Source organism: Arthrobacter sp. UNCCL28, assembly GCF_900102805.1.
Classification (GTDB): Bacteria; Actinomycetota; Actinomycetes; order Actinomycetales; family Micrococcaceae; genus Arthrobacter; species Arthrobacter nicotinovorans_A.
The window spans coordinates 32,320-57,672 of the sequence record NZ_FMWE01000002.1 but is presented as its reverse complement, the minus strand read 5'-3'; the positions used below and the strand labels follow the sequence as shown (position 1 = coordinate 57,672).

Annotated in this window: 23 protein-coding genes; 14 read left to right on the top strand and 9 right to left on the bottom strand. The window is 65.0% G+C overall.

Going from position 1 to position 25,353, the window contains the following annotated elements; genetic code table 11:
* Positions 1 to 316: 316 nt before the first annotated feature.
* Together pgm and BLQ01_RS04890 are read right to left on the bottom strand one after the other, a co-directional pair.
* Positions 317 to 1,990 (bottom strand): phosphoglucomutase (alpha-D-glucose-1,6-bisphosphate-dependent), encoded by a 1,674-nt coding sequence (gene pgm / locus BLQ01_RS04895; protein WP_254779229.1) that lies wholly within the window; start codon positions 1,988 to 1,990, stop codon positions 317 to 319.
* Between the two features lie 287 nt (positions 1,991 to 2,277).
* Positions 2,278 to 3,033 (bottom strand): SDR family NAD(P)-dependent oxidoreductase, encoded by a 756-nt coding sequence (locus tag BLQ01_RS04890; protein WP_026547188.1) that lies wholly within the window; start codon positions 3,031 to 3,033, stop codon positions 2,278 to 2,280.
* Between the two features lie 217 nt (positions 3,034 to 3,250).
* Between BLQ01_RS04890 and BLQ01_RS04885 the strand changes: the two genes are divergently transcribed.
* Positions 3,251 to 3,979: a DUF4190 domain-containing protein gene (locus tag BLQ01_RS04885; RefSeq protein WP_091550429.1), complete on the top strand. Its 729-nt coding sequence runs from the start codon at positions 3,251 to 3,253 to the stop codon at positions 3,977 to 3,979.
* Between the two features lie 93 nt (positions 3,980 to 4,072).
* On the opposite strand, the gene BLQ01_RS04880 is transcribed toward BLQ01_RS04885, so the two are convergent.
* Genes BLQ01_RS04880 through BLQ01_RS04870 form a run of 3 tightly spaced genes read right to left on the bottom strand, consistent with a single transcriptional unit; the run spans position 4,073 to position 7,799 of the window.
* A complete protein-coding gene (locus tag BLQ01_RS04880; RefSeq protein WP_091550427.1) occupies positions 4,073 to 5,572 on the bottom strand; it encodes a peptide MFS transporter in 1,500 nt (499 codons plus the stop codon).
* A 54-nt stretch (positions 5,573 to 5,626) separates the two neighbouring features.
* Positions 5,627 to 7,030, bottom strand: a complete 1,404-nt coding sequence (locus BLQ01_RS04875; protein WP_175493376.1) for an amidase — start codon at positions 7,028 to 7,030, stop codon at positions 5,627 to 5,629.
* Between the two features lie 25 nt (positions 7,031 to 7,055).
* On the bottom strand, positions 7,056 to 7,799 hold the full coding sequence (locus BLQ01_RS04870) for a Type 1 glutamine amidotransferase-like domain-containing protein (protein WP_091550423.1): 744 nt from the start codon (positions 7,797 to 7,799) through the stop codon (positions 7,056 to 7,058).
* Positions 7,800 to 7,954: 155 nt separating this feature from the next.
* Between BLQ01_RS04870 and BLQ01_RS04865 the strand changes: the two genes are divergently transcribed.
* The 3 genes from BLQ01_RS04865 (at position 7,955) to BLQ01_RS04855 (ending at position 9,583) form a co-directional block, all read left to right on the top strand.
* A complete protein-coding gene (locus BLQ01_RS04865) occupies positions 7,955 to 8,281 on the top strand; it encodes a rhodanese-like domain-containing protein (RefSeq protein WP_026540906.1) in 327 nt (108 codons plus the stop codon).
* Between the two features lie 33 nt (positions 8,282 to 8,314).
* Positions 8,315 to 9,247 (top strand): prephenate dehydratase, encoded by a 933-nt coding sequence (pheA, locus tag BLQ01_RS04860; RefSeq protein ID WP_091550422.1) that lies wholly within the window; start codon positions 8,315 to 8,317, stop codon positions 9,245 to 9,247.
* Positions 9,248 to 9,352: 105 nt separating this feature from the next.
* Entirely contained in the window at positions 9,353 to 9,583 is a 231-nt protein-coding gene (locus tag BLQ01_RS04855) for a hypothetical protein (protein WP_026540904.1), read from the top strand.
* A 34-nt stretch (positions 9,584 to 9,617) separates the two neighbouring features.
* Here the strand turns inward: BLQ01_RS04855 and BLQ01_RS04850 are convergent, their stop codons facing one another.
* A complete protein-coding gene (locus BLQ01_RS04850) occupies positions 9,618 to 10,679 on the bottom strand; it encodes a diacylglycerol/lipid kinase family protein (protein ID WP_026540903.1) in 1,062 nt (353 codons plus the stop codon).
* 112 nt (positions 10,680 to 10,791) lie between these two features.
* Here BLQ01_RS04850 and serS point away from each other — a divergent pair, with 112 nt between their 5' ends.
* On the top strand, positions 10,792 to 12,072 hold the full coding sequence (gene serS / locus BLQ01_RS04845) for a serine--tRNA ligase (protein ID WP_026540902.1): 1,281 nt from the start codon (positions 10,792 to 10,794) through the stop codon (positions 12,070 to 12,072).
* Between the two features lie 104 nt (positions 12,073 to 12,176).
* Here the strand turns inward: serS and BLQ01_RS04840 are convergent, their stop codons facing one another.
* Positions 12,177 to 12,917 (bottom strand): class I SAM-dependent methyltransferase, encoded by a 741-nt coding sequence (locus BLQ01_RS04840; RefSeq protein ID WP_091550420.1) that lies wholly within the window; start codon positions 12,915 to 12,917, stop codon positions 12,177 to 12,179.
* Positions 12,918 to 13,112: 195 nt separating this feature from the next.
* Between BLQ01_RS04840 and helR the strand changes: the two genes are divergently transcribed.
* Positions 13,113 to 15,371, top strand: a complete 2,259-nt coding sequence (helR, locus tag BLQ01_RS04835) for an RNA polymerase recycling motor ATPase HelR (protein ID WP_091550418.1) — start codon at positions 13,113 to 13,115, stop codon at positions 15,369 to 15,371.
* An 81-nt stretch (positions 15,372 to 15,452) separates the two neighbouring features.
* On the top strand, positions 15,453 to 16,298 hold the full coding sequence (locus BLQ01_RS04830) for a Cof-type HAD-IIB family hydrolase (protein WP_026540899.1): 846 nt from the start codon (positions 15,453 to 15,455) through the stop codon (positions 16,296 to 16,298).
* Positions 16,299 to 16,382: 84 nt separating this feature from the next.
* On the opposite strand, the gene BLQ01_RS04825 is transcribed toward BLQ01_RS04830, so the two are convergent.
* Complete coding sequence (locus BLQ01_RS04825; RefSeq protein ID WP_026540898.1) at positions 16,383 to 17,123, bottom strand: GAF and ANTAR domain-containing protein; 741 nt, start codon at positions 17,121 to 17,123, stop codon at positions 16,383 to 16,385.
* Positions 17,124 to 17,262: 139 nt separating this feature from the next.
* Between BLQ01_RS04825 and BLQ01_RS04820 the strand changes: the two genes are divergently transcribed.
* Complete coding sequence (locus BLQ01_RS04820) at positions 17,263 to 18,039, top strand: sigma-70 family RNA polymerase sigma factor (RefSeq protein ID WP_091550416.1); 777 nt, start codon at positions 17,263 to 17,265, stop codon at positions 18,037 to 18,039.
* A 22-nt stretch (positions 18,040 to 18,061) separates the two neighbouring features.
* Here BLQ01_RS04820 and BLQ01_RS04815 read toward each other — a convergent pair whose 3' ends face one another.
* A complete protein-coding gene (locus BLQ01_RS04815) occupies positions 18,062 to 19,024 on the bottom strand; it encodes a glycosyltransferase family 9 protein (RefSeq protein WP_091550415.1) in 963 nt (320 codons plus the stop codon).
* Between the two features lie 86 nt (positions 19,025 to 19,110).
* Between BLQ01_RS04815 and BLQ01_RS04810 the strand changes: the two genes are divergently transcribed.
* The 6 genes from BLQ01_RS04810 to BLQ01_RS04785 all read left to right on the top strand — a co-directional run bounded on the left by BLQ01_RS04810 (position 19,111) and on the right by BLQ01_RS04785 (position 25,330).
* Positions 19,111 to 19,665: a D-glycero-alpha-D-manno-heptose-1,7-bisphosphate 7-phosphatase gene (locus BLQ01_RS04810; RefSeq protein WP_091550413.1), complete on the top strand. Its 555-nt coding sequence runs from the start codon at positions 19,111 to 19,113 to the stop codon at positions 19,663 to 19,665.
* On the top strand, positions 19,662 to 20,750 hold the full coding sequence (locus BLQ01_RS04805) for a glycosyltransferase family 9 protein (protein WP_091550411.1): 1,089 nt from the start codon (positions 19,662 to 19,664) through the stop codon (positions 20,748 to 20,750). The genes BLQ01_RS04810 and BLQ01_RS04805 overlap by 4 nt, the downstream gene beginning before the upstream one ends.
* The gene (locus tag BLQ01_RS04800; RefSeq protein WP_091550410.1) at positions 20,747 to 21,850 is read left to right on the top strand and encodes a glycosyltransferase; all 1,104 of its coding nucleotides are present in this window, start codon (positions 20,747 to 20,749) and stop codon (positions 21,848 to 21,850) included. Before BLQ01_RS04805 ends, BLQ01_RS04800 begins: the two co-directional genes overlap by 4 nt.
* Positions 21,847 to 23,115 (top strand): glycosyltransferase, encoded by a 1,269-nt coding sequence (locus BLQ01_RS04795; RefSeq protein ID WP_026540892.1) that lies wholly within the window; start codon positions 21,847 to 21,849, stop codon positions 23,113 to 23,115. The genes BLQ01_RS04800 and BLQ01_RS04795 overlap by 4 nt, the downstream gene beginning before the upstream one ends.
* A 116-nt stretch (positions 23,116 to 23,231) precedes the next feature.
* Positions 23,232 to 23,882 (top strand): D-sedoheptulose-7-phosphate isomerase, encoded by a 651-nt coding sequence (locus BLQ01_RS04790; protein ID WP_091551117.1) that lies wholly within the window; start codon positions 23,232 to 23,234, stop codon positions 23,880 to 23,882.
* Positions 23,879 to 25,330, top strand: coding sequence for a PfkB family carbohydrate kinase (locus BLQ01_RS04785; RefSeq protein ID WP_091550408.1), 1,452 nt, complete (start codon positions 23,879 to 23,881; stop codon positions 25,328 to 25,330). The genes BLQ01_RS04790 and BLQ01_RS04785 overlap by 4 nt, the downstream gene beginning before the upstream one ends.
* Positions 25,331 to 25,353 lie beyond the last annotated feature (23 nt).

Genomic DNA, 25,353 nt, shown 5'->3' with positions numbered 1-25,353 from the left:
ACCCTCTATCACCTGCGTTTGGAACCGTTGGACCCGCCCCTACGATCGGCCGTCCTGACAACCCATCGGACCAGCAAGGTCACTGCCACGATAACCACGACGGCTACAACCAGCAGGATGAGTAAAACCAGGACGTGCCATGCCTCAAGCCTCATCATTTTCCCCCAGGTAGTGGATGTCTATGCCCCGACTCCAGCGGCAGGTGAGAGAGGGCTCGACGCAGACCCCGGGGGTTGTGAGAGAGGGCTCGCCGCAGACCCCGGGGATGTGAGAGAGCGTGGGGCTGGAACCCCCGGGGACGTGAGGGAGCGAGCGGCTAGGCGATGACCCCGTCGACCAGCGCCTTGGCCTCTTCCTGCACCTGCTTCAAGTGGTCGGCGCCCTTGAAGGACTCGGCGTAGATCTTATAGACGTCCTCGGTGCCGGAGGGGCGGGCCGCGAACCAGGCGTTCTCGGTGACCACTTTCAGGCCGCCGATCGAGGCGCCGTTGCCGGGGGCCTCGGTGAGCTTGGCCGTGATCTCCTCGCCCGCAAGGGACGTGGCGGTGACGTCAGCAGCGGAGAGCTTGCCCAGCTTGGACTTCTGTTCCCGGGTTGCTGCGGCGTCAATCCGGGCGTAAACGGGTGCGCCGAACTGATCGGTGAGGCCCTTGTAAAGCTGTGACGGTGAGGACCCCGTGACGGCCGTGATCTCGGACGCCAGCAGGGCCAGCAGGATGCCGTCCTTGTCCGTGGTCCACACGCTGCCGTCGAGCTTGTTGAAGGAAGCGCCGGCGGATTCTTCGCCACCGAAAGCCCCTTCGCCGGAGAGGAGGCCAGGCACGAACCATTTGAAGCCCACGGGGACCTCAACCAGCTTGCGGCCCAAACCGCCGGCAACGCGGTCGATGATCGAGGATGACACGAGGGTCTTGCCCACCACGGACTCCGGGTTCCAGCCGCTGCGGTTCCGGTACAGGTAATCAATGGCGACGGCGAGGTAGTGGTTCGGGTTCATCAGCCCACCCACCCCATCAACAAGAGGCGTGACGATGCCGTGGCGATCGGCGTCGGCGTCGTTACCGGTAGCGATGTCGTACGCGGCGGTGCCGTTGGCACCAGGGGCCATGCGCTGAATAAGGGATGCCATGGCCGACGGCGACGAGCAGTCCATGCGGATCTTCTCGTCCCAGTCGAGGGTCATGAAAGCCCACTGCGGGTCGACGGTGGGGTTCACGACCGTGAGGTTGAGCTGGTGGCGCTCGCCGATCTCACCCCAGTAGTCAACGGAGGCGCCGCCCATGGGGTCGGCTCCGATGCGGACGCCGGCGTTGCGGATGGCGTCAAGGTTGAGCACGGACGGGAGGTCGTCCACGTAGCTGCTGAGGAAATCGAACTTGCCGGTGGTGTCGGCAGCAAGGGCATCGTTCAAGGGGATGCGCTTGACGCCGCGAAGGCCGTTCTCAAGGAGCTGGTTGGCGCGGTCGGCAATCCATCCTGTGGCATCCGTGTCCGCCGGGCCGCCGTGGGGAGGGTTGTACTTGAAGCCACCGTCGCCTGGCGGGTTGTGGCTGGGGGTGACCACGATGCCGTCGGCCTGGGGGGTGCCCGGCGCGGCTTCGCGGTTGTATTTGAGGATTGCGTGGCTCAATGCCGGCGTCGGGGTGTATCCGTGGCGGGCGTCCACCAGGACGGTCACACCGTTGGCGGCCAACACCTCCAAGGCGGAGTTCTGTGCCGGCTCGCTCAGCGCATGGGTGTCCCGGCCGATGAAGAGTGGACCGGTGATGCCCTGGCGGCCGCGGTATTCAACGATTGCCTGGGTGATCGCAAGGATGTGCGGCTCGTTGAACGACGCCTTCAAACTGGATCCGCGGTGTCCCGACGTTCCAAATGCCACGCGTTGCGCGGGATCGCCCAAGTCCGGAGTTACGTCGAAATACGCGTCCAGCAGGGCTGTGATGTCAACAAGGTCCTGGGGAAGGGCAACTGTGCCCGCTCGGCTAGCCATGGGGTCCAGCATGCCAGACCTTGGCGTCAGCTGACACGACATGTCCGGGATCCGGCCCCTGTGACGCCGAAAGGCGGTGTTACGGCAGGACTAAAAACCGCGAAGCCTGCAAAGATTCATTCCCCGTTCAGACCCCCCGTGGTGCAGCTGTTCCCGCTTGGCCCGCCGCTCGTAGGCCCGGGACGCACCCTTTCGCGCGATTCGCTCCAGAGGTTGCGGGCGCGATCGGGGGTAACGGTGGCGAAAAATCCACCCTTACCCCCGGCCGGAGCACTTCAATAGCGGTGCTAGACGGCGGTGTACCCGCCGTCGACCAGCACGTAGGAGCCGGTCATGAAACTGGCCTTGTCCGAGAGCAGGAACGTGGTGACGTTCGCGACTTCCTCTGCTGTGCCCAAGCGGCCAAGCGGGTGCTTCGCTTCAAGTCCGCTCACAACTTCCTTCGGAGCGGCGGCCAGCAACGGGGTGTCGATGTAGCCGGGGCCGATGGCGTTGACGCGGAGACCCTGCGCGCCGTATTCAGCTGCGGCGTTCTTGGTCAGGCCAACTACGGCGTGCTTGGCGGCGGTGTAGGCGGCGTTGCCCGGAGCAGCGACCGCGCCATGAATGGAGGCCATGTTCACAATGGCACCTTCAGAGGCGCCGGCGGCAAGGATGGCGGGGATCTGGTAGCGCATGCCGTACAGGACGCCGCTCAAGTTGATGGCAATGACCCGGTCCCAGTCTTCGATGTCGACGTCGCCTACAGGGGCACTGGCACCGCCGATCCCGGCGTTGTTCACGGCGTAGTTGAGGGCCCCGTAGGTTTCCACGGCGAAGTCGACCGCCTTTTTGCTGTCCTCAGCCACCGCAGTGTTGCCCTGGAACGGAACTGCAGTGCCGCCGTCGGCCGTAATCTCGTTGGCCACCCGGGTGGCGGCGTCGAGGTTCACATCCGCAACCACCACGTTGACGCCGTTCTTTGCGAGGTCCTTGCTGATCGCTTCCCCAAGTCCTGAGCCGCCGCCGGTGACGAGCGCGGTCTTGCCTTCGAAGTTACCCATGATTCCTCCTTCGCGGGACGGATCCCGCCGATTTCTTTGGTGAGCGCTGCTTAAGTCGCTACTTTCATAAACCGAGTCGGACTCGAAAAAATTCCATGCTTTTGCATGAATCTTTGTGGATGGGGTGTTGTACCCATGGCTTTGGTGCGCGTTGCCTTATGTGGCGCCCCGGACGGCGGTAGTGTGGGGAGCAAAGACCACTTTCAGGGGGATTCCTATGTCAGATCAGCCATCCAAGGGCAACGAAGACAAGCCGGCGGGCTACGAACCGCCCCAGTACGTCCCGCCCGCACAGTTCAGCGCCCCCGAATCGAGCACGCCGGACCACAGCGCGCCGGGCCACAGCACGCCGGGCGACACAACGCCGGACCACAGCGCGCCGGACCACAGCGCGGGCCAAGCCGAGGCAGATCAGGGCGCCAACGCCACGCAGCCCCTCCCGCCGTACGAGCAGAGCGCGCACGGTCAAGACCCGTACACGCAGAACGCCCAGGGCCAGAACGACTTCTACTCGCAGCCGCAGCCGCCCGCCAGCACTTACACGCCCGGCGACTACAGCCAGCAGCCCGCTTCCCCGTACGGCCAGCCGCCCAGCCCGTACCAGCAGCAGGCATTCAACCAGCAGCCCTACGGCCAGCAGCCCTACGGTCAGCCGCAGTCACCCTACGGCCAGCCCGCGTACTACGCCATGCAGGCCGAGCCCAAGGGCCTGAGCATTGCCAGCATGTGCTGTGGAATTGCCATTTTTGTGGGCTTCGGATTCTTCATCCTTCCGCAGATCGCCGCAGTGATCCTGGGTCACCTCGGCCTCAAGCGCGAGCCCGCAGGCAAGGGGATGGCGATCGCCGGCCTGGTCATGGGGTACATCGGCATTGCTTTGACGGTGATCTTCGGCATCATCTTCTTCGCCGCGATCGGAGCCTCAACCAGCAGGTACAACTACTAAGCAAAAACGTACGACGGCGACCCTTGCCTCTGGTGGGAATCCCACCGGAGGCGAGGGTCGCCGTCGTTGGTTAACGTCAGGCGAGGGCGGCGGTTACCGGACGCCGCCCATCAGCTTCTTGATGGCCGGCGATGCCGCAGCCATGCCAACGGCCAGGACCAATGCCACGCCTCCAATGCCCAGGAAGTACGGGAGCTCGTCCTTGGGGTTGTACAGGCCTGCGAGGATGCCGGCCAGGGTGGTGCCGAGCGACACGGACAGGAAGAACAGCGCCACCATCTGCGTGTGGAACGCCTGCGGGGCGAGCTTGGTGCTCACGGACAGTCCGATGGGGGAGAGGAAAAGCTCCGCCAAGGTGAACATGAACAGGATGCCCACCAGCGCAAGCAGGGGCGTCTTGCCTTCGCCGGCCAGCGGGATGAACGCCAGGAATGCCAGGCCCATGATCAACAGGCCCGCGGCGAACTTCAGCGGGGAGCTCGGCTGCTTGGAACCCAGCTTGGTCCAGAGGGCAGCCATGACGCCGGCGAAGATGATGATGAACACCGGGTTGATGGACTGGACCCAGGCGGCCGGCATTTCCCAGCCGAAAAGGTTGCGGTCCAGCTTCTCCTGGGAGTACACAGCGATGAAGGTGAACTGCTGCTGGAACAGTGCCCAGAACCCGGCCGATGCGATGAACAAGGGGATGAACGCGATCACGCGCTTGCGCTCCACGCCGGTGACCAGCGGGCTGCGGAAGATCAGGAACAAGTAGACCACCGCGGCGCCGATTGCGGCGTAGGCCATGCTGCTGGCCAGATTGTTGGCGTTGACGAGTCCCGTGCCGAGCAGGACGCCGATGATGACCAGGATGCCCAGGAAAATCAGGCCGTACTTGGTGCGGTCCTTTGACGGGAGCGGGTTGGGAACGCGGTGGGCTTCCTCGGGAAGGCGCTTGCGGCCCAGCGAGTAGATGACCAGGCCGATCGCCATGCCCACGGCCGCGGCGCCGAACCCGACGTGGAAGCCGTAGCTCGTCTGCAGCCAGCCTGTCACCAGCGGGCCGATGAGCCCACCGATGTTGATGCCCATGTAGAAGATGGAGAAGCCGGCGTCGCGACGCTCGTCCTTCTCGCCATACAGGCTTCCAACAAGGGCTGTGGCGTTGGCCTTCAGGCCGCCGGAGCCGATGCCCACCAGCACCAAGCCCGCGATCAAGCCCGGAATGCCCGGCAGGAGTGCCAGCGCAATGTGGCCGGCCATGATCATGATGGCCGAGCCGAACAGGACCTTTTCGGAGCCGAAGAGACGGTCGGCGAGCCATGCACCGAGGATCGTCGACAGGTAAACGCCACCACCGTACGCACCCACCAAACCAGCGGCGAGGCCCTGGTCGATGGAAAGGCCGCCCTGCTCGGCGGTGAAGTACATGTAGTAGAGCAGGATTCCCTGCATGCCGTAGAAGGAGAATCGCTCCCACATTTCCACGGAGAAGAGGCTGGCCAACATCTTTGGGTGGCCGAAGAATGACGTATCGCCCGCTGGCTTTGCGGACTCAGCCGTGGTTTGAGGTGTGCTCATTTTCTCAATGCTGGCACTGACTGCGGGCATTGTCACATCGATATATGCCCGAGGCAACCAGTTTCCATATGTTAGACAGCAGGTTCAGCGGTTCTCCAGGACCGCCGCGAGCTGAAGGAGCAGCAGCTCAGATCCCGGCATGCCAATGAGCTGGATCCCCATGGGCAGGCCGCCATGGGTGGTGTGCACCGGGATGCTGATGGCCGGGAGTCCGCACACGTTCACCATGGAGGACCAGGGTGCATATTGGCACTGCCGTTTGTAGTCCTCATCAGCGTCCCCGGCCCACTCGCTCGGCCAAGGCTCACCACTGTGGCCGCCACCGGTGAACCACCCGATCGGGCGTGGTGTTTGCGCCAAGGTGGGCATGAGCATGAGGTCCCAGTCCGAGTACTGCGCGACGGTGTCGTGCTCGAACTGCCGCAGGAACTGCAGGGCCTCGTTAACCTTCAATGCGCTCCGCTGCTGCGCACGACGCCGGAAAGTCCGGGTCAGCGGGGTCAGCAACGCCTCACGTTGGGGTGCTATCCGGGCGCTTCCGACGCCGGCGGTCCAGGCGGCCGTAAACGCTTCGGGATAGCGGTTGTCATAGCGGATTTCGGCTTCACCAACGCTGTGGCCTGCCTTTTCCAGCAGTTTGATCCCCAAAGCCAGGGCGTCCATGGCTTCCTGTTCGACCTGGAATGGGTAGATGCCGGCCCACGGGCTATCCAGGGTCACGCCGATTCTCAGGGCTTCGGGCGCCCGCCCAACATTGGCGAGGTATCCGCCGTCGGGCGCTTCATGCCGTGGGACCAGCGCGTCCATCAGCAGCGCCGCATCCGCAGCGGTCCTCGCGAGGGGGCCGGCGACAACGAGCTTGGCAGCATCGCCCGCGCCCGCACCGGACGGCACCAAGCCCCTTCCGGGTTTCAGGCCGACCAGCCCGCAGGCGCCAGCCGGAATACGGATGGATCCACCGCCGTCGGTCCCCGGCGCGAACGGAATGAGTCCCGCAGCAACCGCGGCAGCGCTGCCGCCGGAGGACCCGCCGGAACTGCGGCCCAAGGCGTGTGGATTGCGCGACGGCGGTGCCACGCGGTTTTCGCTGTAGGCGGTCAGCCCGAATTCCGGGACCTGGGTCTTGCCCAGGGAGATGACACCTTGGGCCTTCAGGCCTGCCGCAAGGGCACCGTCTTCGGGCGCCGGTTTGTGCTCCAACGCGGCGCTCCCATGGGTGGTGGGAACACCCGCAACGTCGGTGAGGTCCTTGAACGCGATCGGCATGCCGTGGAGTAGGGGGAGGTCTTCCCGGCGCCCTTTCTTCACCAGCCCGGCGTGCAGGTGGTCTGCTGCTGCGGCGTCAGCCAAGGCCTGGTCAGCTGTGACCGTGAGAAAAGAGCCCAGTTGCTTGTTCCGGGACTCGATGATCTCAAGGAAATGGGTGGCGGCCTCGCTGGCGGAGACTTCGCCCGAAGCCAGGGCATCACGGAGCTCAACGGCAGACATCCGCGTGAGCCCATGCCCGTAAGGATCAGCCAAGGAAACGCGACTCCAACCGTTCCTCCACAGCAACAGCATCCACGCTCTCGCCGGCCCCTGCCGTCACCCGGAAGGCGGCTTTGTTTTTCACTTCGGACACCACCTCCACAAGTTCGGTGCCACGGTAAACCAGCCCTACGCCGTCGTCCGTGCAGTGCGTCTCGCCCAACGTGCCGTTGGCCACGAGCCGGTGGATGGCCGGTGCGCGCCGCAGTTCGGAGTCATAGTGGACTCCGTTGCCGTAGGGGAGGAAGCCGAGTGCGTTGGTGACCGGCTGAAGTTCAGGGCCAAAAGAGTCGGTAACACCACCCTGGTACCAACAGATGGAGCCGGCGGAGACCCCGGCCAGCACCACGCCGCTTTCCCAGGCCTTTCGCAGGATTTCATCCAGTCCGTGGGCGCGCCAGACCGCCAGCAGGTTCACCACTGAACCGCCATGGACCCACACCACGTCCTGCTCCAGCAGATGGGCTTCAGGATCCTCAATATTGGGCATGGTGAAAAGGTTGAGATGGCTGAAATCGAAGCCGGCTATGCGCGCAGCCTGGTCCATTTCGGCGGCCCACCAACGTTGGTCACCGGACGCCGTGCCGAGATGTGTGACGCGGGGCGCCCGGCCCGTGACACCGGACAACTCCACCGCATAGTGCATCAAGTGGTTGAACTCGATCCTGGTGCGGCCTCCCGGCTTGTAGCCGCCGGATGTCGCCAGAATGGTGGGGAGCCCAGCAGCCATGGGGTACTCCTAACGCGCCAGTGGTGGGGGAGTGCTTGGCTCCCAGTCTTAGCTTCAGCGCGTCGGGAAGCAAGCTCGGTCCACTGGTGAAGTTACGGTGCCGTGTGCCGGGGACTAGGCTGGATCCTGGACTTAATCGATGGGAAAGGACCGCCATGAGCGACTTCGATACCGTGCCTGTGGGCGACATTCCGGCCGACGCCAGCATTCTGGACGTCCGCGAAGACTACGAGTGGGTGGCCGGCCATGCGGAGGGCGCCCGCCACATTCCCTTGGACCAGTTGCCTGCCCGCTTGGACGAGCTCGATCCTGACGACGACCTCTTTGTCATCTGCCGGACCGGTGGCCGCTCCTTCCGCGCGGTCCAGTGGCTGGTGGGCCAGGGCTACTCGGCAGTGAACGTGGCTGGAGGCATGGATATGTGGTTCGAGGCCGGAAAGCCAATGGTTTCGGACAACGGGTTGAAGCCGGTTGTCCTCTAGCCCTCGTATATAACCAGCAAGGAATATTTACAGATGACCGCAGTTACCTATACCTTCCTTGGCCCGGAGGGCACCTTCACCGAAGCGGCCCTCCTGCAGGTTCCCGGGGCTGCCGACGCTCATCGAATTCCTTGCACCAACGTCAACACAGCACTGGAACGGGTCCGCGCCGGTGAAGCTGATGCGGCCATGGTGCCCATCGAGAACTCGGTGGAGGGCGGGGTCACCGCCACCTTGGACGCGATCGCCACAGGCCAGGAGCTGCGGATCATCCGCGAGGCCCTGGTTCCCATCACCTTCGTGCTCGTGGCGAGGCCCGGCGTCGGACTTTCCGACATCAAACGGATCTCCACCCATGGCCACGCGTGGGCGCAGTGCCGCCTCTGGGTGGATGAGCACCTTCCGGACGCCGATTACGTTCCGGGATCGTCGACGGCGGCATCCGCCATGGGCCTGCTGGAGGACGACGCTGCGTATGACGCCGCCATATGTGGTCCGTTGGTTGCTGCAGGACAACCCGGTCTGAACGTCCTGGCTGAGGATATTGGCGACAATCCCGAAGCCGTCACGCGGTTCATCCTGGTGAGCAAGCCCGGCCTACTCCCGGACCGGACCGGCGCGGACAAAACCACGGTTGTGGTCCCGCTACCGGAGGACCACCCCGGCGCCCTCATGGAAATCCTGGACCAGTTCGCCTCCCGCGGCGTAAACCTCAGCCGCATCGAATCAAGGCCCACAGGGCAGTACCTGGGCCACTATTTCTTCAGCATCGACGCCGATGGCCATGCCACGGATTCACGCGTGGCGGACGCACTCGCGGGCCTCCACCGCATCAGCCCGGCCACGCGGTTCCTGGGGTCCTACGCCCGGGCCGACAAACAGCCGGCAGTGGTGGCTCCGCACACTTCCGACGCCGCTTTCGCCTCCGCACACGCGTGGGTTGAGTCGATCCTGAAGGGTTCCTAGCTACCTGTCCACAAGCGGAGCGTCTGCCCTTTCGCAAGGATGCTTCTGTGCGTATGCTTGCCTGATCCATAAACGATGGATGAATGCCAAGTGAAAGGAGCGGTCATGTCCGTCCACCGGGATGACAAAGATGGCCAGGGCATGATCGTCAATCCGAAGCCCAAAGGCGAAAACCAGGACGACTGGAATGGCGATGAAGCCGATCGTGCAGACCGGCTCCGGTTTGAAGAAGAACAAGCCATGATCAAGGAGCAGGCTGAGGCCCGCGCTGCAGCCAAGGCAGCTACCGAGGAAGCCGAAAGGAACGCCGCCCAGCCGGACGTCGGCACACTCTAGGCAGTCCGGCACACTTTAGGCGGTCCAGGTCAGGCTAGGCAGTCCGGGCTTTCGGCACGCGTACCAGCAGGGACGACGGCTCCACTTGCACGGTGACGGTTGTCGCCTCGCCTGAGGGGTCGCCGTCGAGCTGTGTTGCCATGGGTTCCTGGCTGCGGATGATGACCTTGCCGGACCGGTAGAAGCTCATCATCGGCAGGTTTGCGTTGTGCTTGAAAAGGACCTTGGTGTACATGGCCAGCCAGCCGAAAGCGCTGCGTGGGCTCATCACCACGATGTCCAGCATTCCGTCATCGATCATGGCCTGCGGAATGAAGTCGATGCCGCCGGGAATCAAGCCGCAATTGGCGAACAGCACGCTGCGGATTTTCCGTGATTGCTCGGGCTGGTCATCCATGGTGATGGTGACGCGTTTACGCCGGCCAGGCAGGTGGCGGACGCCGGCTTCGGTGTAGGCCAGCCATCCGACGCTCTTCTTGAGATTGTCCTTGGTGTCGCCAACAACCTCGGCATCCAGGCCCATCCCGGCGATGACCAGGAATGTATGTTCCGCGGATTCACCGGTGATGTCGTTGTCCACGCCCATGGTGGCGGTGTCGATGTAGCGCTGGTGGCCGAACAGTGCCACCTGGATGCAATCGGCAAGGTCTGTGACGTCCAGATCCACGTTGCGCGCCAGCAGGTTTCCGGTCCCCAGCGGGATGAGGCCCATGGCTACGTTCTTGTGTGCCAGCGACTCCGCCACAACGCGCACGGTACCGTCACCGCCGCACGCCAGTACGACGTCGGCCCCGTAAGCCAGCGCTTGGCGCGACTGGCCGTAGCCGGGATCTTCCACCGTGGTTTCAAAGAATTTGGGCGCATCCCATCCGGCGAGATCGCAGGCGTCGATGATGGCCTGGCGGGCGGCTTCGGCGTTGTTTTTCACCGGGTTGAGGATGACGGCCACGCGTTGGTCGCCGGCGCCTGGCTTGTGGGCATCCTCCCGGACCGCGCTCCTGATGTGCCGGGCTTTCAATCGGCGCACACCCCACCAACTGGAGACGGCAAAAGCCACGCCCCCAGCGAGAATCACGTACAGGATCCAGTCGCTCATGGTGCTCCAACACTATCCTCCTGGGCGGGTCCATCCCTGCCGCGCGTCCTGGACCGGCGGCCTTTGCCCGCTGCGGACCGGAAATCCGCGGCGGATTCGATACTCTTGTCTGGTGATCGACGTAAAAGACCTCAGCGAAAATCCGGACAAGTTCCGTGCCAGCCAGCGCGCCCGTGGCGCCGACGAGTCCGTTGTGGACGCGATCATCTCCGCTGACTCCGATCGCCGCGCTGCGCTGATCCGCCACGAGACGCTCCGTGCCGAGCAGAACGCGTTCGGCAAGAAGGTGGCGCAGGCCAAGGGCGAGGAAAAGCAGGCCTTGCTGGCCGAGGTCAAGGAACTGGCCAACTCGGTCAAAGCCGCTGCCGCTGAAGCATCCGCTGCGCAAGCCAAGCAGGAAGAGCTGCTCCGGGTCATCCCCAACCTCGTAGTGGACGGTGTCCCCGAGGGCGGCGAGGACGATTACGTGGTGGTCAAAACCGTTGGTACTCCCCGCGAATTCACGGACTTCGAGCCCAAGGACCACCTGGAAATCGGTGAGCTGATCGGCGCGATCGACATGGAACGCGGTGCCAAGGTTTCGGGCTCACGCTTCTACTTCCTCCGCGGCGTGGGTGCCCGCCTGGAAATGGCGCTCCTGCAGATGGCCATGGAGCAGGCCATCGACGCCGGCTTCGTCCCCATGATCACCCCCACTCTGGTGCGCCCCGAGACCATGCAGGGCACCGGTTTTGATGTCAAGCACGACGCCGAGATCTACCGTCTCGCTGAAGACGACCTTTACCTTGTGGGAACCTCGGAGGTGGCCCTCGCCGGTTACCACGCGGACGAGATCCTGGACCTCTCTGCCGGTCCCATCCGCTACGCGGGCCAGAGCTCCTGCTACCGCCGTGAGGCCGGTTCGCATGGCAAGGACACCCGCGGCATCATCCGTGTGCACCAGTTCAACAAGGTGGAGATGTTCATCTACACCACGGTTGAAGAAGCGGCAGCTGAGCACGAGCGCCTGCTGGCGTGGGAAGAGGAAATGCTGGCCAAGTGCGAGCTTCCCTACCGCGTGATCGACACCGCCGCTGGTGACCTCGGCATGTCCGCAGCGCGCAAGTTCGATTGTGAAGCCTGGGTACCCACGCAAAATGCCTACCGCGAGCTCACCTCGACCTCCAACTGCACCACGTTCCAGGCGCGCCGGCTCAACATCCGCGAACGCGTGGTCAACGACGAAGGTGTTGCCAAGGGAACCCGTGCGGTGGCCACGCTGAACGGCACCCTGGCCACCACGCGCTGGATCGTTGCCATCCTTGAGCACCACCAGAACCCGGACGGCTCCGTCAACGTTCCCAAGGCTCTGCAGAAGTACCTTGGCGGGCTTGAGGTTTTGCCGGTTCTCTAGTTTTTGGCGGATCCCGTCCCCGTTCGTTGCGCCCGCCGTTGTATGGCCCGCGTGACGGACAGGGGCGGGATTTTCGTTACCGGGGCGGGAATCCGCGTTAACGCCTAGCCGGCTTTGTGCGCAACCACGATCAGTTCGCCCTGCCCGGAGCCCACGTCTTCGCCGGCCCATCCGCCGTAGACACGCTCAACTGTGAAACCGGCCGTTTCCAGATCCTGCCGCAGCTGGGCTTCGGTGCGGAATGCGAGGACCGAGGTCTCCGTTTCAGGGATGCTCCCGTTGACGGCCCGGTACTCGGTGAGGGTAACGCGTCCTTCCAATTCCGGAGTGCTTTGGGCCCACGCTTCCACTACGGATGAGTCGGGAAGTGTGTGTACGCGTCGCGTCCTGGCCGGAGTCCAGTGCTCCCATGCCCGCGCCGCAGGGTCGCGGGAATCGAACACCAACCGGCCCCCGGGTACGAGCGAACGGTGGACGTCGGCAAGCGTGCGGGACCAGTCGCCGTCGTCGTTAATCGCCTGGGCCACGTGCGCGGTCATGATGGCCACGTCAAACGTGGCGCCGCCGGGGATCGCCGCCGATGTGCCATCTATCCACGTCACCTGTCCAGCCCCCGGTTTCATGCGGGCAGCTGCCAGGGAGCCAGGGTTCGGGTCGATGCCAACAACGCGATGACCGGCGGCTGCAACCGCCAGGGTCATCCGCCCGGTGCCGCAGCCCAGGTCCAGCACCCGGCTGCTTGGCCGCTCATTCACGAAGGCAAGGAAGAAGTCATCGTCCCCGGCCCACTCATTGTTGGCGTCGTAGAGGGCTGACAGCTGGGCACCGGTCATTCGTGGGAACATCCGCCTACCCTAAGCCCCGCGCGAGCCAAGCTGCGTTCATTCGGTACCGGGCACAAAAAACGGGCACAAAAAAGGAAGGGAAATCATCCCTTCCATATTCAATTTATAACCCACAGGGGGGCTTGCGGCAAGGCCCCCTGCGTGCCGAACAATTGATCCACGAACCCCATCACCAAAGGAAAAGGGAGTCGTGTGATGCCCGAAACCAGCCCATTGAAAACCAGTGCCTTCGCCTTGCCCCAGCATCTGGCACGCAAGGCCGATCCGACGTTGATCGGCGATGACGAGCAGCAGTTCGAAGCCATCAGGGCCAGCCTGGCGGAACAAATCATGGAGTTGTCCGCCCGCCTCGATGCCGCGCGAAAGCAGCCTGGCGGCCGTGGGCAGGCGGCTTTGGACCGGGACCAGGAGATCCATCGGATCACCGCGCGGCTGCGGGCCCTAAGGCGGTTCGGCCTGGACCTTTGCCTGGGCAGGATGGTGGGCGCGGACAGTTCAGAGGCGGTCTATGTCGGCAGGCTTGGCCTGACTGACAAGGACGGCCGCCGGCTCCTGATCGACTGGCGCTCACCGGCAGCCGAACCCTTCTTCGGAGCGACCCACGCGAATCCCATGGGCTTGGCCAACCGCCGCAGGTACCGCTGGACGCGCGGCAGGATCAGCGACTATTGGGACGAGGTGTTTACTGCCGAGGACTTGGAAAACAACGCGGCCCTTGATGACCAGTCTGCCTTTATCGCCAGCTTGGGCAGCAGCCGCTCGCCGCGGATGCGGGACGTGCTGGGGACCATCCAGGCGGACCAGGACCGGATCATCCGTGCCGGCTCGCGTGGCGCCTTGGTGGTGGACGGCGGTCCCGGTACCGGAAAGACGGTGGTGGCGCTGCACAGGACGGCATACCTCCTCTATTCGGATCCCCGGTTGAGTCACCGCGGCAACCACCGCAGGAGTGATGTCCTGTTCGTCGGCCCGCATCAGCAATATTTGGCCTACGTGGCCGACGTCCTTCCGAGCCTGGGCGAAGAAGGAGTGCAGACGTGCACGCTGCGGGACCTGGTTCCGGAAGGTGCCACGGCCGTCGTCGAAAGCGATCCTGAGGTGGTGCGGCTGAAGTCGTCCGCCGGGATGGTGAAAGCCATTGAGCGTGCGGCGGCGTTTTATGAGGAGCCGCCGGCCGAGGGCATGGAAGTGGAGACGCCCTATGCCGACGTTTGGCTCAGCAGCGAGGACTGGGCAGAGGCCTTCGACGCCGCAGAAGCCGGCACCCCGCACAACGAAGCCCGCGAGGACGTGTGGGATGCACTGCTCGCGATCCTCGTGGACAAGCTGGCGGAGTATGACGTTCCGGACAGCATTCTTCGCCGCGCGCTGACCGGCAACGGGGAACTGCGAACAGCATTCGCCAAGGCCTGGCCACTCCTTGACTACCCGGCGTTGGTGGCGGACCTGTGGCGGGTACCGGCTTACCTGGCGTTGTGTGCACCCTGGCTGCAACCCGCTGAAAGGGCAGCGCTGAAGCGTCACGGCGCGGAAGAATGGACGACGGCGGATCTGCCGCTTTTGGACGCAGCCCGCCAACGCCTCGGCGACCCTGAAGCTTCACGGCGAAAGCGGCAGCAGGCAGCAGCTCTCGCCTCTGAAAAGGAGCTGATGGATCGGGTGGTGGATGACCTCATCGCTGCTGATGATTCCGAGAACCTTGAGATGTACATGCTGCGCGGCGATGACATGCGCGAAAAGTTGGTGGACCTGGACGCCTTGGAGTCCGTCGATCCGGACGTCCTGGCCGGGCCGTTTGCGCACATCGTGGTGGACGAGGCACAGGAGTTGACGGACGCTGAGTGGCAGATGCTCCTGCTTCGCTGCCCGTCACGGAGTTTCACGGTGGTGGGCGACCGCGCCCAGGCCAGGCACGGGTTCACGGAAACCTGGGAGCAACGGCTGGAGCGGGTGGGCCTGGGCGCGGTGACGGTGGCCGGCCTCAGCATCAACTACCGCACTCCCCAGGAAGTCATGGCTGAAGCTGAACCGGTTATCAGGGCCGCCCTCCCGGACGCCAACGTGCCAAGGTCGGTCCGCAGTACCGGCATTCCCGTGCTCCATGCAGGAACCGGAGCGCTCAGCACCATCCTGGATGACTGGCTCGGCCAAAACCCCGAAGGCATCGCTTGCGTTATCAGCCGGCCGGGAGTCATGGCCGCGGGCGAACGGGAGCGCGTCAGTTGGCTCAGCCCTGAGTTGTCCAAGGGCCTGGAATTCGACCTCGTGGTCCTCATTGATCCGGAGGATTTCGGTGCCGGTGCAGGAACCGGTGCCGGTGCAGGAACCGGTGCAGGAACCGCTGCCACCTCAGGAACCGGCGGCGTCGAAGGCGCCGTGGACCGCTACGTCGCCATGACCCGGGCCACCCGGCAACTCGTGATCCTTCGGAGCGGCCAGGAACAGAGAGACTGACCCGACTGTTCACGGTGCGTTAATCCACCGCTGTGGCGCCGGTCCTAGTTCAGTGTCGGAGGTGTCTGCTCTACTGTAAGTATGACTATTTTGACTGATACTCCAGTTGCTGGCATCGATGACCAGCCAAATAACAACAACAACCTCATGATCGCCTTGGACGTTGACGGCACCCTGGTGGACCACGACGGCCACATGTCCCCGGCTGTCCGCTCCGCTGCGCAGGCAGTGGTTGCCGCCGGGCACGACGTCATGATTGCCACGGGCCGCTCACTCAATGCAACCCTGCCCATCATCCAGCAGATCGGCCTCGAGCGGGGCTACGCGGTGTGCTGCAACGGCGGCGTGACCCTTCACCTGGATCCTTCTTTGGACAAGGGTTACGAGATCATCCACAAAGCAACCTTCGATCCCGCTCCGGCCCTGAAGGCGCTGCGCGAACGGCTTCCCAATGCCAAGTACGCGCTGGAAGACGAGGACGGAAACTTCCTCTCCACGGAGCGTTTCCAGGATGCCAGCTTTGGCGTTGAATCCATCGGCGTGGATTTCCAGACCATGTTGGATGCCACCGCGGTCCGCGTGGTGGTCTTCAGCAGCGAGAACACCTCTGATGAATTCAACGAGGCCATCAAGCACATCGGGCTGTCAGGCGTGACGTACTCCGTAGGCTGGACGGCTTGGCTGGACATTGCCGCCGAGGGTGTCACCAAGGCCAGTGCCCTTGAGGCGTTGCGTGGGAAGCTCGGCACGGACCAAGCCAACACGGTTGCCGTGGGCGATGGCCGCAACGACATCGAGATGCTCACGTGGGCCGGTCGCGGCGTCGCCATGGGCCAGGCTCCCGATGAGGTCATCGCCGTTGCGGACGAGGTCACCGCGTCAGTGCTCGACGACGGCGCGGCGCAGGTTTTGCGCAGCCTGCTGTAACAGCCACTCGTCCCGCCCCGGCCCACCGTCGGGGTGGGACTGGCCAGCGCCTGTTTGAACCCAGCGCCTATTTGAACCCAGCTCCTACTTAAACACGGTCTGGATTTGCCCTCCGCCGGCCGACTCAACAATGGCCTGGGCAACCACCCGCAGCTTGACGTTCCGGTTGCTTGAGGCTTTTTTGATGAGTTCGATTGCCTCCTCCTGGGTGCAGCGGTTTTGGGCGATGATGATGCCGGTGGCAATGTCGATCACGGTCCGCGATTCCATGGCCGCCCGCAGGTTGGCGGCAGTTTGGCTGTGCTGTGCGATCAGGACCGCCAGGCGCATGCCCTTGGATGCCTGTTCCACGTAGTCGTTGGCGCGTTGCACGGCGGCCTGGTCAAAGGCGTTGGGGTGCTCGGAATAGAGGTTGAGTCCAGCCCTGGCGGCCTCGTCGCTGAGGGGGAACGGTACGGCCAGCACGGACCGGATGCCGTTTTCGGTGACCAGCTTGTTGTACTCCGGCCAGGTGTTGTCCTTGTCGAAGTCAGGGATGTGGACCTGGGTAATTTCACGGCAGGCGCGCAGGCAGGGCCCGTCGTTGAAGTTGTACTGCAATTCATCGAGCATTCGGGCGCGCTCGCCGCTGCTGGCCACGGTGCCTGCGGAGCGATGCCGCATCAAGGTGATGCCGCAGTAAACCTCGTTGCCAGGGGAGCTGAACAAGGCCGCTGAGTGCCTTGCCAGTTCCTCCAGGAACGCTTCCACATCAGGCGTGTCGAGCAGCAGGTCCTGGATATCGGCCACGACCGTAGAAGGCTCTGCAAGCTGGGGGTCTTCCATGAGGAACTCCGATCCCTGATTCCGGCTACCTTTCGAGACTAACCCCGGGAACCCGTTGAAAGCTAATAGTAAGTGTGCTTCTCTTTTTAAGGAGTCTTGCCGTGGGCTCACTTTCAGCCGGTCAGAGGATTGAAGCCCCATGGGACAGACCCAACAACTTGACCTCCGCAAGAGGACGTCCGCAGCTAAACCTGAAGGCAGCATTCGCCAGAGCTTTCAGGACAGCCTGGTCCTGGACCACCTCAATCTGGCCAAGTCCATCGCCGCCAGATACTCAGCCCACACGCACGACCTCGACGACGTCAGGCAGGTTGCGTACATGGGCCTCATCAAGGCATCGCGGGGCTATGACGAATCCAAGGGCGTCAGTTTCCCGGCCTACGCCGCACCTACCATCGCCGGCGAGGTCAAACGCTATCTCCGGGACCACTGCTGGGTTGTCCGCCCGCCCCGGACCATCCAGGACGTCCGGCGCCAAGTCCTGGCACGGACAGAGGAACTGACCCAATCCCTGCAACGGACGCCGTCCCCCGAGGAAGTGGCCGAAGACCTCCACCTGGAGCCCTGCCAAGTGCGTGAAGCCTTGGTGGCCGGTACCAGCAAACGACCCGATTCCCTGGACGCCCCGGCATCCGATGGCCGGGACGGACTGCCGGGCACCCTCTCGGCTTTCGGCTGCCCCACTGAGCGGCTCGAGGACGTGCTGGCCCTCCGCAACGCCATCCGGGACCTGAGCCCGGAGGACCGGCACCTGCTGTACAGGCGCTACTACCGCGAGGAAACCCAGTCCACCATCGCAGAGGCCCTGGGGATGTCGCAGATGCAGGTATCGCGGAAGTTGTCCAAGATCCTGGTCTCACTCCAGACCCAGTTGCTGGACGAAGAGGCCAACCTGAAGGACGCCACGGCCCGCTGAGGAGGCAGCAGCAAAGAGCCGGCTAGCACCCGAGCCGCTCCACTGCCTCCAACACGTCGCCCACACCCACTGCCAGCAGCGCCGGATCAGGATCGGCGGAGAACACATCGCCGCGTCGGAGTTCGACGGCGGTCAGCACCACGTGCGGTCCGGGCGGCGGTCCCCACTCTTCGGCCGGGGCGGGACCGAACAGCACCACCGAGGGCCGCTCATAGGCGGATGCCAAGTGCGCTGCGCCGGTGTCGGCCGAGACCACCAACCGGGCTTCGGCAATGGTCGCCGCGAATTCGGCGAGGCCTTGCCGCCCCGCCAGCAGGCCGCCGTCGAGGTTTGCTCCTTTGAGTTTCGCCAAAGCAGCAGTCTCCTCTGCCCGGGCACGCTCGGAGTTGCCGCCGGTGAGAACTACCTCGTGCCCGGCCGCAGTCAGCTCCACTGCCACGTCCGCGAACCGTTCCACCGGCCACAAACGGCTGCCGTAGGCGGCGCCAACATGGATCACCGTGGCGCCGGGGCGCGGTGACGGAACGGCCGGGCGGTTCAGCCGGTAGTCCAGCGGATCGGCGTCGATGCCGTGCCAGTTCAGCAGCCGCGTCCAGCGCTCGCGTTCAGGGATGCCGGTGATCCATTCAGGGCCGTCGGTGTCGGCGGAGGCATGCGCCACCACCCTGTTGGCCTGCAATTCCTCGATCCGGAGCCGGCTCTCGGCACCGTTTCCATGAAGATTGACCGCGATGTCCACAGCACCCCGTGGGACTGTCAACGGGTCATCAAGCCCGGGGGTCGGCAGGTGGCCGATACCCCCCACCAGCTCCAAAGCCTCGCCGATCCAGGCCGGCGCCGCATACACGATCCTGTGTTCAGGAAAGGCCCGGCGCAAGCCACGGAGCGCCGGAACTGCGACCAGGAGGTCGCCAAGCTTGAGCGCGCGCAGGGCAAGCAGCAGGGGCTGATCGTTGTTCTCGAGATTGTCCAAAGCTGTGGTCATAGTGGCCTCCCGCTAGGAGTCTAGCGGGAGGAAACTTCTCACCGCCGCGCTGTTTAGCGTCCGGAGAACTGGGGAACGTTGCGGGTATGGGAGGAACCGTAACGTTGAAGGCGGTCCTGTTTGACCGCGATGGAACACTGGTTGTTGACGTGCCCTATAACGGTGATCCGCAGCTGGTGCGGCCCATGGACGGGGCTCTCGAAGCATTGCAGAAAGTCCGCCGGGCAGGGCTGGCCACAGGAGTGGTGACCAACCAGTCGGGCGTGGCGCGTGGGCTGTTGACGTTGGAGCAGATGCACTCCGTCAACCAGCGTGTGGACGAGCTGCTGGGTCCGTTCGACGTGTGGGAAGTATGCCCGCACGGACCCCGGGACGGCTGCAACTGCCGTAAGCCTGCGCCCGGAATGATCCTGGGAGCGTGCAGCACTTTGGGGTTCATGCCGCACGAGGTTGCCGTTGTGGGTGACATCGGGGCCGACATGGAAGCGGCCGCTGCGGCAGGAGCACGTTCTGTGCTGGTGCCCACCGCAGTGACCCGGCAGGAGGAGGTAGAGGCCGCCGCCATTGTTGCCGAGGACCTGGGCCAGGCCGTTGAGCTCCTGCTCTCCGGGGTCCTGAAAGAACAGGGAGCCCCTGTATGAGCCGCGTCCTGGTAGCCCGCCTGGACAGCATGGGCGATGTCCTCCTCTCGGGACCGGCCCTTCGCGCCGTGGCCAACGGAAGCCGCCCCGATGGCAGCAGGCCCAACGACGTGGTCCTGCTCTGCGGTCCGGAAGGATCCAGCGCGGCGGAAATGCTCCCCGGAGTGACCCAAGTCCATACGTGGGCCTGCCCATGGATTGGGAACCCGGCACCACCTGTCACGGAAGAGATGACCCGTGGCCTGATCGATTTTGTCCGCAGCTCCCGGATACAGGAAGCAGTCATCCTGACGTCCTTCCATCAGTCGCCCCTTCCGTTGGCCATGTTGTTGCGGTTGGCGGGCGTCAAGAAGATCACGGGTGCGTCAACGGACTATGCCGGCTCGCTCCTGGACGTCCGGCTGAAGCCCGGGGAGGACTTTCCCGAGGACCAGCCCGAAGCAGTCCGTGCACTCACCATTGCTGAGGCCGGCGGCTATGTGCTTCCCAATGGCGACGACGGAAAGCTGCGGATCACCTCCGGCCCGGACCCTGAAGGGGTGGCCGGGGAACTGGCTGATGAAGGACCGTACATAGTGGTCCACCCCGGATCCGCCGCTCCCGCCAGGGCCTGGCCGGCACTTCACCATGCAGCAACCGTGGAACTCCTTGAAGCGTACGGACACCGGGTAGTGGTCACGGGCGGACCGGGCGAAACCTCACTCACGGCGACAGTGGCCGGCCCCTCCGCCAGGAACCTCGGCGGCGGAACCAACCTGCGGACGCTCGCAGCGGTACTGGCCGGAGCCGCCGTCGTGGTCACCGGCAACACCGGACCCGCCCACCTGGCCGCAGCAGTCGGAACACCCGTGGTGTGCCTGTTCTCCCCGGTTGTTCCGGCTATCCGATGGGCGCCCTACGGCGTTCCGCTGGAACTGCTGGGAGACCAGGAAGCCGCCTGCAAGAACTCCCGGGCCCGTGTTTGCCCGGTTCCCGGGCATCCGTGCCTGAGCTCGGTAACCCCCGAGCAGGTTGTCGAAGCTGTTGAAAGGCTCCTGGGAGGCGTGTCCTCCCTGTCCACCCGACGAAAGGTTTGGAAACCATGAGGATCCTGGTGTGGCACGTCCACGGCGGATGGATGGAAGCGTTCGTCCGTGGCCGGCACGAATACCTGCTGCCGGCATCGTCCGACGGCGGCGCTTGGGGTTTGGGGCGCGGTGGCCGGGACTGGCCTGCCGCCGCCCGCGAAGTAAACCTGGAAACGTTGGACCCTGCGAGCGTTGACGCTGTTGTGCTTCAGCGCCCTGAAGAAATCGCCGCGGTAGCCCGGTCGCTGGGCCGCCGGCCGGGCGTTGACCTCCCCGCCGTGTACCTGGAACACAACACTCCCAAGGGTGACGTCCCCTTTACCTTGCACCCCCTGGCGGACCAGGGCACCATCCCCGTTGTCCACGTAACCCACTTCAACCAGCTCTTCTGGGACACCGGCACTGCAACCTCCACGGTGATCGAGCACGGCGTCCCCGATCCCGGGCACCTGTACACCGGTGAACAGGAAGAAATGGGAGTGGTTGTGAATGAACCCGTCCGCCGCGGCCGGGTCACCGGAACCGACCTCCTGCCCGGATTCGCCGGGGTTGGGCCGCTGCGGGTGTTCGGCATGGGCACCGAAGCCTTGCCTGCGGCGCTGAACCTGAAGGGCTACGGACTCAGTGAGGAGAGGCTGCATATTGCCGGTGACGTGCAGGCGCCCAAACTGCACCAGGAACTGGCCCGCTGCCGCCTATACCTCCACCCGCTCCGCTGGACTTCGCTGGGCCTGGCCCTGCTGGAAGCCATGCACCTTGGCATGCCGGTCCTGGCCCTGGCCACCACCGAGGCGGGCCGCGCCGTCCCGCACGGTGCAGGCCTGGTCTCCAACGACGTCGACGATCTCCAAAAGTTCGCCCGGCGGCTGCTGGACGATCCGGACGACGCCTATGCCATGGGCATGATCGCCCGTGAGGCAGCGCTGCAGCGCTATGGGCTGAACAAATTCCTTCGGGCCTGGGACGAACTCCTGGCCGAACTCCCCAAGGGCACGCGCCGGGGAAGCCGTCCGCAATCCGGAACAGCTTTCGCCGGTCATGAGGCCAACACCGGCAATCACGCCAACGCCCGCGATGACTCCAACGCCACCCATGACACAGAGAGGACGCACCCATGAGAATCTCCATGGTCTCCGAACACGCCAGTCCGCTGGCTGCCTTGGGAGGCGTTGATGCCGGAGGGCAGAACGTCCATGTGGCAGCGCTTTCATCCGCCTTGGCAGATCGCGGCCATCAAGTCACTGTGTACACACGGCGTGATGACCCCGAGCTACCAGAGCGGGTGGAGGTGGGGCCGGGCCTCACAGTTGTCCACGTGGATGCCGGTCCCGCGCGCCGCATCCCCAAGGACGAACTGCTGCCCTACATGGGAGAGCTGGCCGACGGGATCTGTGCCGACTGGGCCGGTGACCTGCCGGACGTGCTCCACGCGCACTTCTGGATGTCCGGCCTCGCCGCCATCCAGGCATCGCGTCGCACAGGGGCCGCCGATCCCGTTCCCGTAGTGCAGACGTTCCACGCCCTGGGCTCGGTAAAACGCCGGCACCAAGGCGCTGCCGATACCAGCCCGCCGGCCAGGGAGTGGCTGGAACCCTGGGTAGGACGCACCGCCGACTGGGTCATTGCCACCTGCCCGGACGAGGTCTTCGAACTCAAGGCCCTGGGCATCAGCAGGTCCAAAATCTCCATTGCCCCCTGCGGCGTGGACCTTACGCTGTTCCCCGGAACGTCCGACGCCGAACCCAAGTCCCGCACGCACCGCATCCTGAGCGTGGGACGCCTCGTGCAACGCAAAGGCGTGGACCTCATCATCCAGGCCCTGCCGCTCCTGGCAGAGGCGGGCTTCAACGACGTCGAGCTCCTCATCGTCGGAGGTTCCGGCGATGCCCTGAACCTCGAGGAAGATCCTGAAGCGCAGCGCCTGCGGGCCATGACAAAGGAACTTGGAGTGGAGGACAAGGTGACCATGCGCGGGCAAGTTCCCCGGGATGCCATGCCGGCCATCTTCCGCAGTGCCGACGCCGTGGTCTGCACACCCTGGTACGAGCCGTTCGGCATTGTGCCCCTTGAAGCCATGGCGTGCGGGGTTCCGGTGGTGGCAGCGGCCGTGGGCGGCCTGCGGGAAACCGTGGTGGACCAGAAAACCGGGTTGCACGTCCCTCCGCGTGATCCTGAAGCGCTGGCCGAAGCGCTCGGAAAGCTGCTGGGGGATCCGGATCTGCGTGCGGACATGGGCCGCGCCGGGGCACGCCGGGCACGCTCGCGCTACTCCTGGGAACGGATTGCAGCGGATACCGAGAAAGCGTACCGATCCGTCCTGGCCGCGGGATTGACCCGGCAGGCCGGAGAAGGCTTGGAACCACTGGAAGGAACGGCACTGTGAACACCAAAGGCTCTGTGACCACCAAGACCAGCCGCCCCTCCACCGCTGACGGCGCCATATCCACCGGGCACAGCGCAGCCCCCGCCGGGCACAGCGCAGCTCCCAGCGGGCGCAGCATCCCGGACACGGTACCGGCACGGTGGACTCCCGATCTCACTGACTTCAACCACACCGCCGAGGTCACCAAGCACCTGAACAACGTCCTGCCCGCCCTGGACTCCCTGCGCTCGCAGTCCGGCCTGTTGTCCCAGTGGGGAACTGTCCTGGCCCAGCGGTTGCTGTCCGGCCAACGCCTGCTGGCGGCGGGAAACGGCGGCTCGGCGGCTGAGGCGCAGCACCTGACGGCCGAGCTCGTGGGCAGGTTCGATGAGGAGCGCGCACCCTTTTCCGCGATCTCCCTCCACGCCGAGTCCTCCGCCGTCACTGCCCTGGCCAACGACTACGGCTACGAGGAAGTCTTCGCCCGCCAAGTCCGGGCCCATGGCCGCGCCGGCGATGTCCTCATCCTCCTTTCCACCAGCGGCCGCAGCCCCAACCTGCTCAAAGCCGTCCGTGCGGCCAAGGAACGCGGCATCGCCACCTGGGCGCTCACCGGCAGCGGCCCCAACCCGCTCGCCGAGGCCTGCGATCAGGCCATCACGGTTGATGCCATCCCGGCGAACGCCCAGGAAGGCCACCTCATCGCCATCCACGCCGTGTGCCGGGCGTTCGACGCCGAGATCGCCAAGCGGGCCGGCTCGAACTCTTTGGGAGTGCGGCAGCCATGAGGATCACAGTGGTAGGCGACGTCCTCCTTGACGTCGACATCAACGGGGCAGCCACCCGGCTCAGCCCCGACGCGCCGGTGCCGGTTGTGGACGTAGCCGACATCCGGCGTCGTGCAGGCGGTGCCGGCCTGGTGGCAACGGTGCTGGCCCAGGACGGCCACAGCGTTTCGCTGGTTACCGCGTTGTCCAACGACGACGGCGCCGGCCACCTCCGGCGCGCACTGTCCGGTGTGTCTGTGCTCGCCGGAGCCCCGCTCGCCCCGACGCCCACCAAGACGCGCGTGCGGATCGGAACACATCCCATGGTCCGCTTCGACGAAGGATGCTCACCCGCTCCCATCCCGGCCGGCACCGCGGAGATGCTCGAGGCCATCGCATCGGCGGAGGCCATTGTGGTGGCCGACTACGGGCGGGGGATCACCGCCAACCCGGATATCCGTGCGGCACTCACAGCTGCCGGGCGCCGCGTCCCCGTGGTGTGGGACCCGCATCCTGCCGGTTCCGAGCCGGTGGCGGGGGTCGCCGTCGTCACGCCCAACCTGGCTGAGGCACTGGCCTCGGCAAAAGCCGGTGGTTTGGCTCCATCCGGCACGGGTGCGGAAGAAGCCGGCCGGTACCTGCTGGAAAAGTGGGGAAGTGCAGCCGTCCTGGTGACCAGGGGCGAAGAAGGGGCACTTCTGCTCCCTGCCGGTGATGCCGCACAGGGCATTCCCGCACCCAAGACCAACGTCAGTGATCCTTGCGGGGCCGGGGACCGGTTGGCTGGGAGCCTGGCCGTGCACCTGGGCCTCGGGCTGGACTTGGCGCAGGCAGCCACCCGGGCTGTGGAGGATGCGTCCGAATTCCTGGCCAACGGGGGAGCGGCGTCGCTGGCGGTCGTGGAAACGCCAGGGCCCGAAGCGCCCCGCCCCGAAGTGCCAGAGCCCGAAGCACCCGGGCCCGGACCCGTCGTCGAGCTTAAGGGCCTGGAACTGGTGGACGCCGGCGACCTCCACCCCGACGGCGTCCAACTCGCCCGGGCCGTGCGGGCGGGAGGCGGCACGGTGGTGGCCACCGGCGGGTGCTTCGACCTCCTCCACGCAGGGCACGCCCGCACCCTGGCCGCCGCCCGCAGCATGGGTGACTGCCTGATCGTCTGCCTGAACTCGGATGAGTCCGTGAGGCGGCTCAAAGGCGGGTACCGGCCGATAGTCAGCGCGGAAGACCGTGCGGAGCTGCTTCTGGCGCTCGAATGCGTGGACGCCGTGGTGGTGTTCGGCGAGGACACCCCTGAAGCCTGCCTCACCCAAATACAACCCGATATCTGGGTCAAGGGTGGCGACTACACCCCCGAAGAATTGCCGGAAGCCCGCCTGGTGGCGGGTTGGGGAGGGCGCTGCGTCACCGTGCCCTTCCACCCGGCACGCTCCACCAGCGGCCTGGCAGAAGCATTGGCCAAGGTCAGCTGACAAGCAACCATCAATCGAGAGGA

Coding starts and splice junctions, on each gene's coding strand:
- BLQ01_RS04820 (WP_091550416.1), top strand. CDS start 17,263: ATGGGACAGACCCAACAACTTGACCTCCGCAAGAGGACGTCCGCAGCT.
- BLQ01_RS04815 (WP_091550415.1), bottom strand. CDS start 19,024: ATGACCACAGCTTTGGACAATCTCGAGAACAACGATCAGCCCCTGCTG.
- BLQ01_RS04805 (WP_091550411.1), top strand. CDS start 19,662: ATGAGCCGCGTCCTGGTAGCCCGCCTGGACAGCATGGGCGATGTCCTC.
- BLQ01_RS04825 (WP_026540898.1), bottom strand. CDS start 17,123: ATGGAAGACCCCCAGCTTGCAGAGCCTTCTACGGTCGTGGCCGATATC.
- helR (WP_091550418.1), top strand. CDS start 13,113: ATGCCCGAAACCAGCCCATTGAAAACCAGTGCCTTCGCCTTGCCCCAG.
- pgm (WP_254779229.1), bottom strand. CDS start 1,990: ATGGCTAGCCGAGCGGGCACAGTTGCCCTTCCCCAGGACCTTGTTGAC.
- BLQ01_RS04885 (WP_091550429.1), top strand. CDS start 3,251: ATGTCAGATCAGCCATCCAAGGGCAACGAAGACAAGCCGGCGGGCTAC.
- BLQ01_RS04785 (WP_091550408.1), top strand. CDS start 23,879: ATGAGGATCACAGTGGTAGGCGACGTCCTCCTTGACGTCGACATCAAC.
- BLQ01_RS04840 (WP_091550420.1), bottom strand. CDS start 12,917: ATGTTCCCACGAATGACCGGTGCCCAGCTGTCAGCCCTCTACGACGCC.
- BLQ01_RS04795 (WP_026540892.1), top strand. CDS start 21,847: ATGAGAATCTCCATGGTCTCCGAACACGCCAGTCCGCTGGCTGCCTTG.
- BLQ01_RS04800 (WP_091550410.1), top strand. CDS start 20,747: ATGAGGATCCTGGTGTGGCACGTCCACGGCGGATGGATGGAAGCGTTC.
- BLQ01_RS04850 (WP_026540903.1), bottom strand. CDS start 10,679: ATGAGCGACTGGATCCTGTACGTGATTCTCGCTGGGGGCGTGGCTTTT.
- BLQ01_RS04855 (WP_026540904.1), top strand. CDS start 9,353: ATGTCCGTCCACCGGGATGACAAAGATGGCCAGGGCATGATCGTCAAT.
- BLQ01_RS04870 (WP_091550423.1), bottom strand. CDS start 7,799: ATGGCTGCTGGGCTCCCCACCATTCTGGCGACATCCGGCGGCTACAAG.
- BLQ01_RS04865 (WP_026540906.1), top strand. CDS start 7,955: ATGAGCGACTTCGATACCGTGCCTGTGGGCGACATTCCGGCCGACGCC.
- BLQ01_RS04830 (WP_026540899.1), top strand. CDS start 15,453: ATGACTATTTTGACTGATACTCCAGTTGCTGGCATCGATGACCAGCCA.
- BLQ01_RS04880 (WP_091550427.1), bottom strand. CDS start 5,572: ATGCCCGCAGTCAGTGCCAGCATTGAGAAAATGAGCACACCTCAAACC.
- pheA (WP_091550422.1), top strand. CDS start 8,315: ATGACCGCAGTTACCTATACCTTCCTTGGCCCGGAGGGCACCTTCACC.
- BLQ01_RS04890 (WP_026547188.1), bottom strand. CDS start 3,033: ATGGGTAACTTCGAAGGCAAGACCGCGCTCGTCACCGGCGGCGGCTCA.
- BLQ01_RS04810 (WP_091550413.1), top strand. CDS start 19,111: ATGGGAGGAACCGTAACGTTGAAGGCGGTCCTGTTTGACCGCGATGGA.
- BLQ01_RS04875 (WP_175493376.1), bottom strand. CDS start 7,030: ATGTCTGCCGTTGAGCTCCGTGATGCCCTGGCTTCGGGCGAAGTCTCC.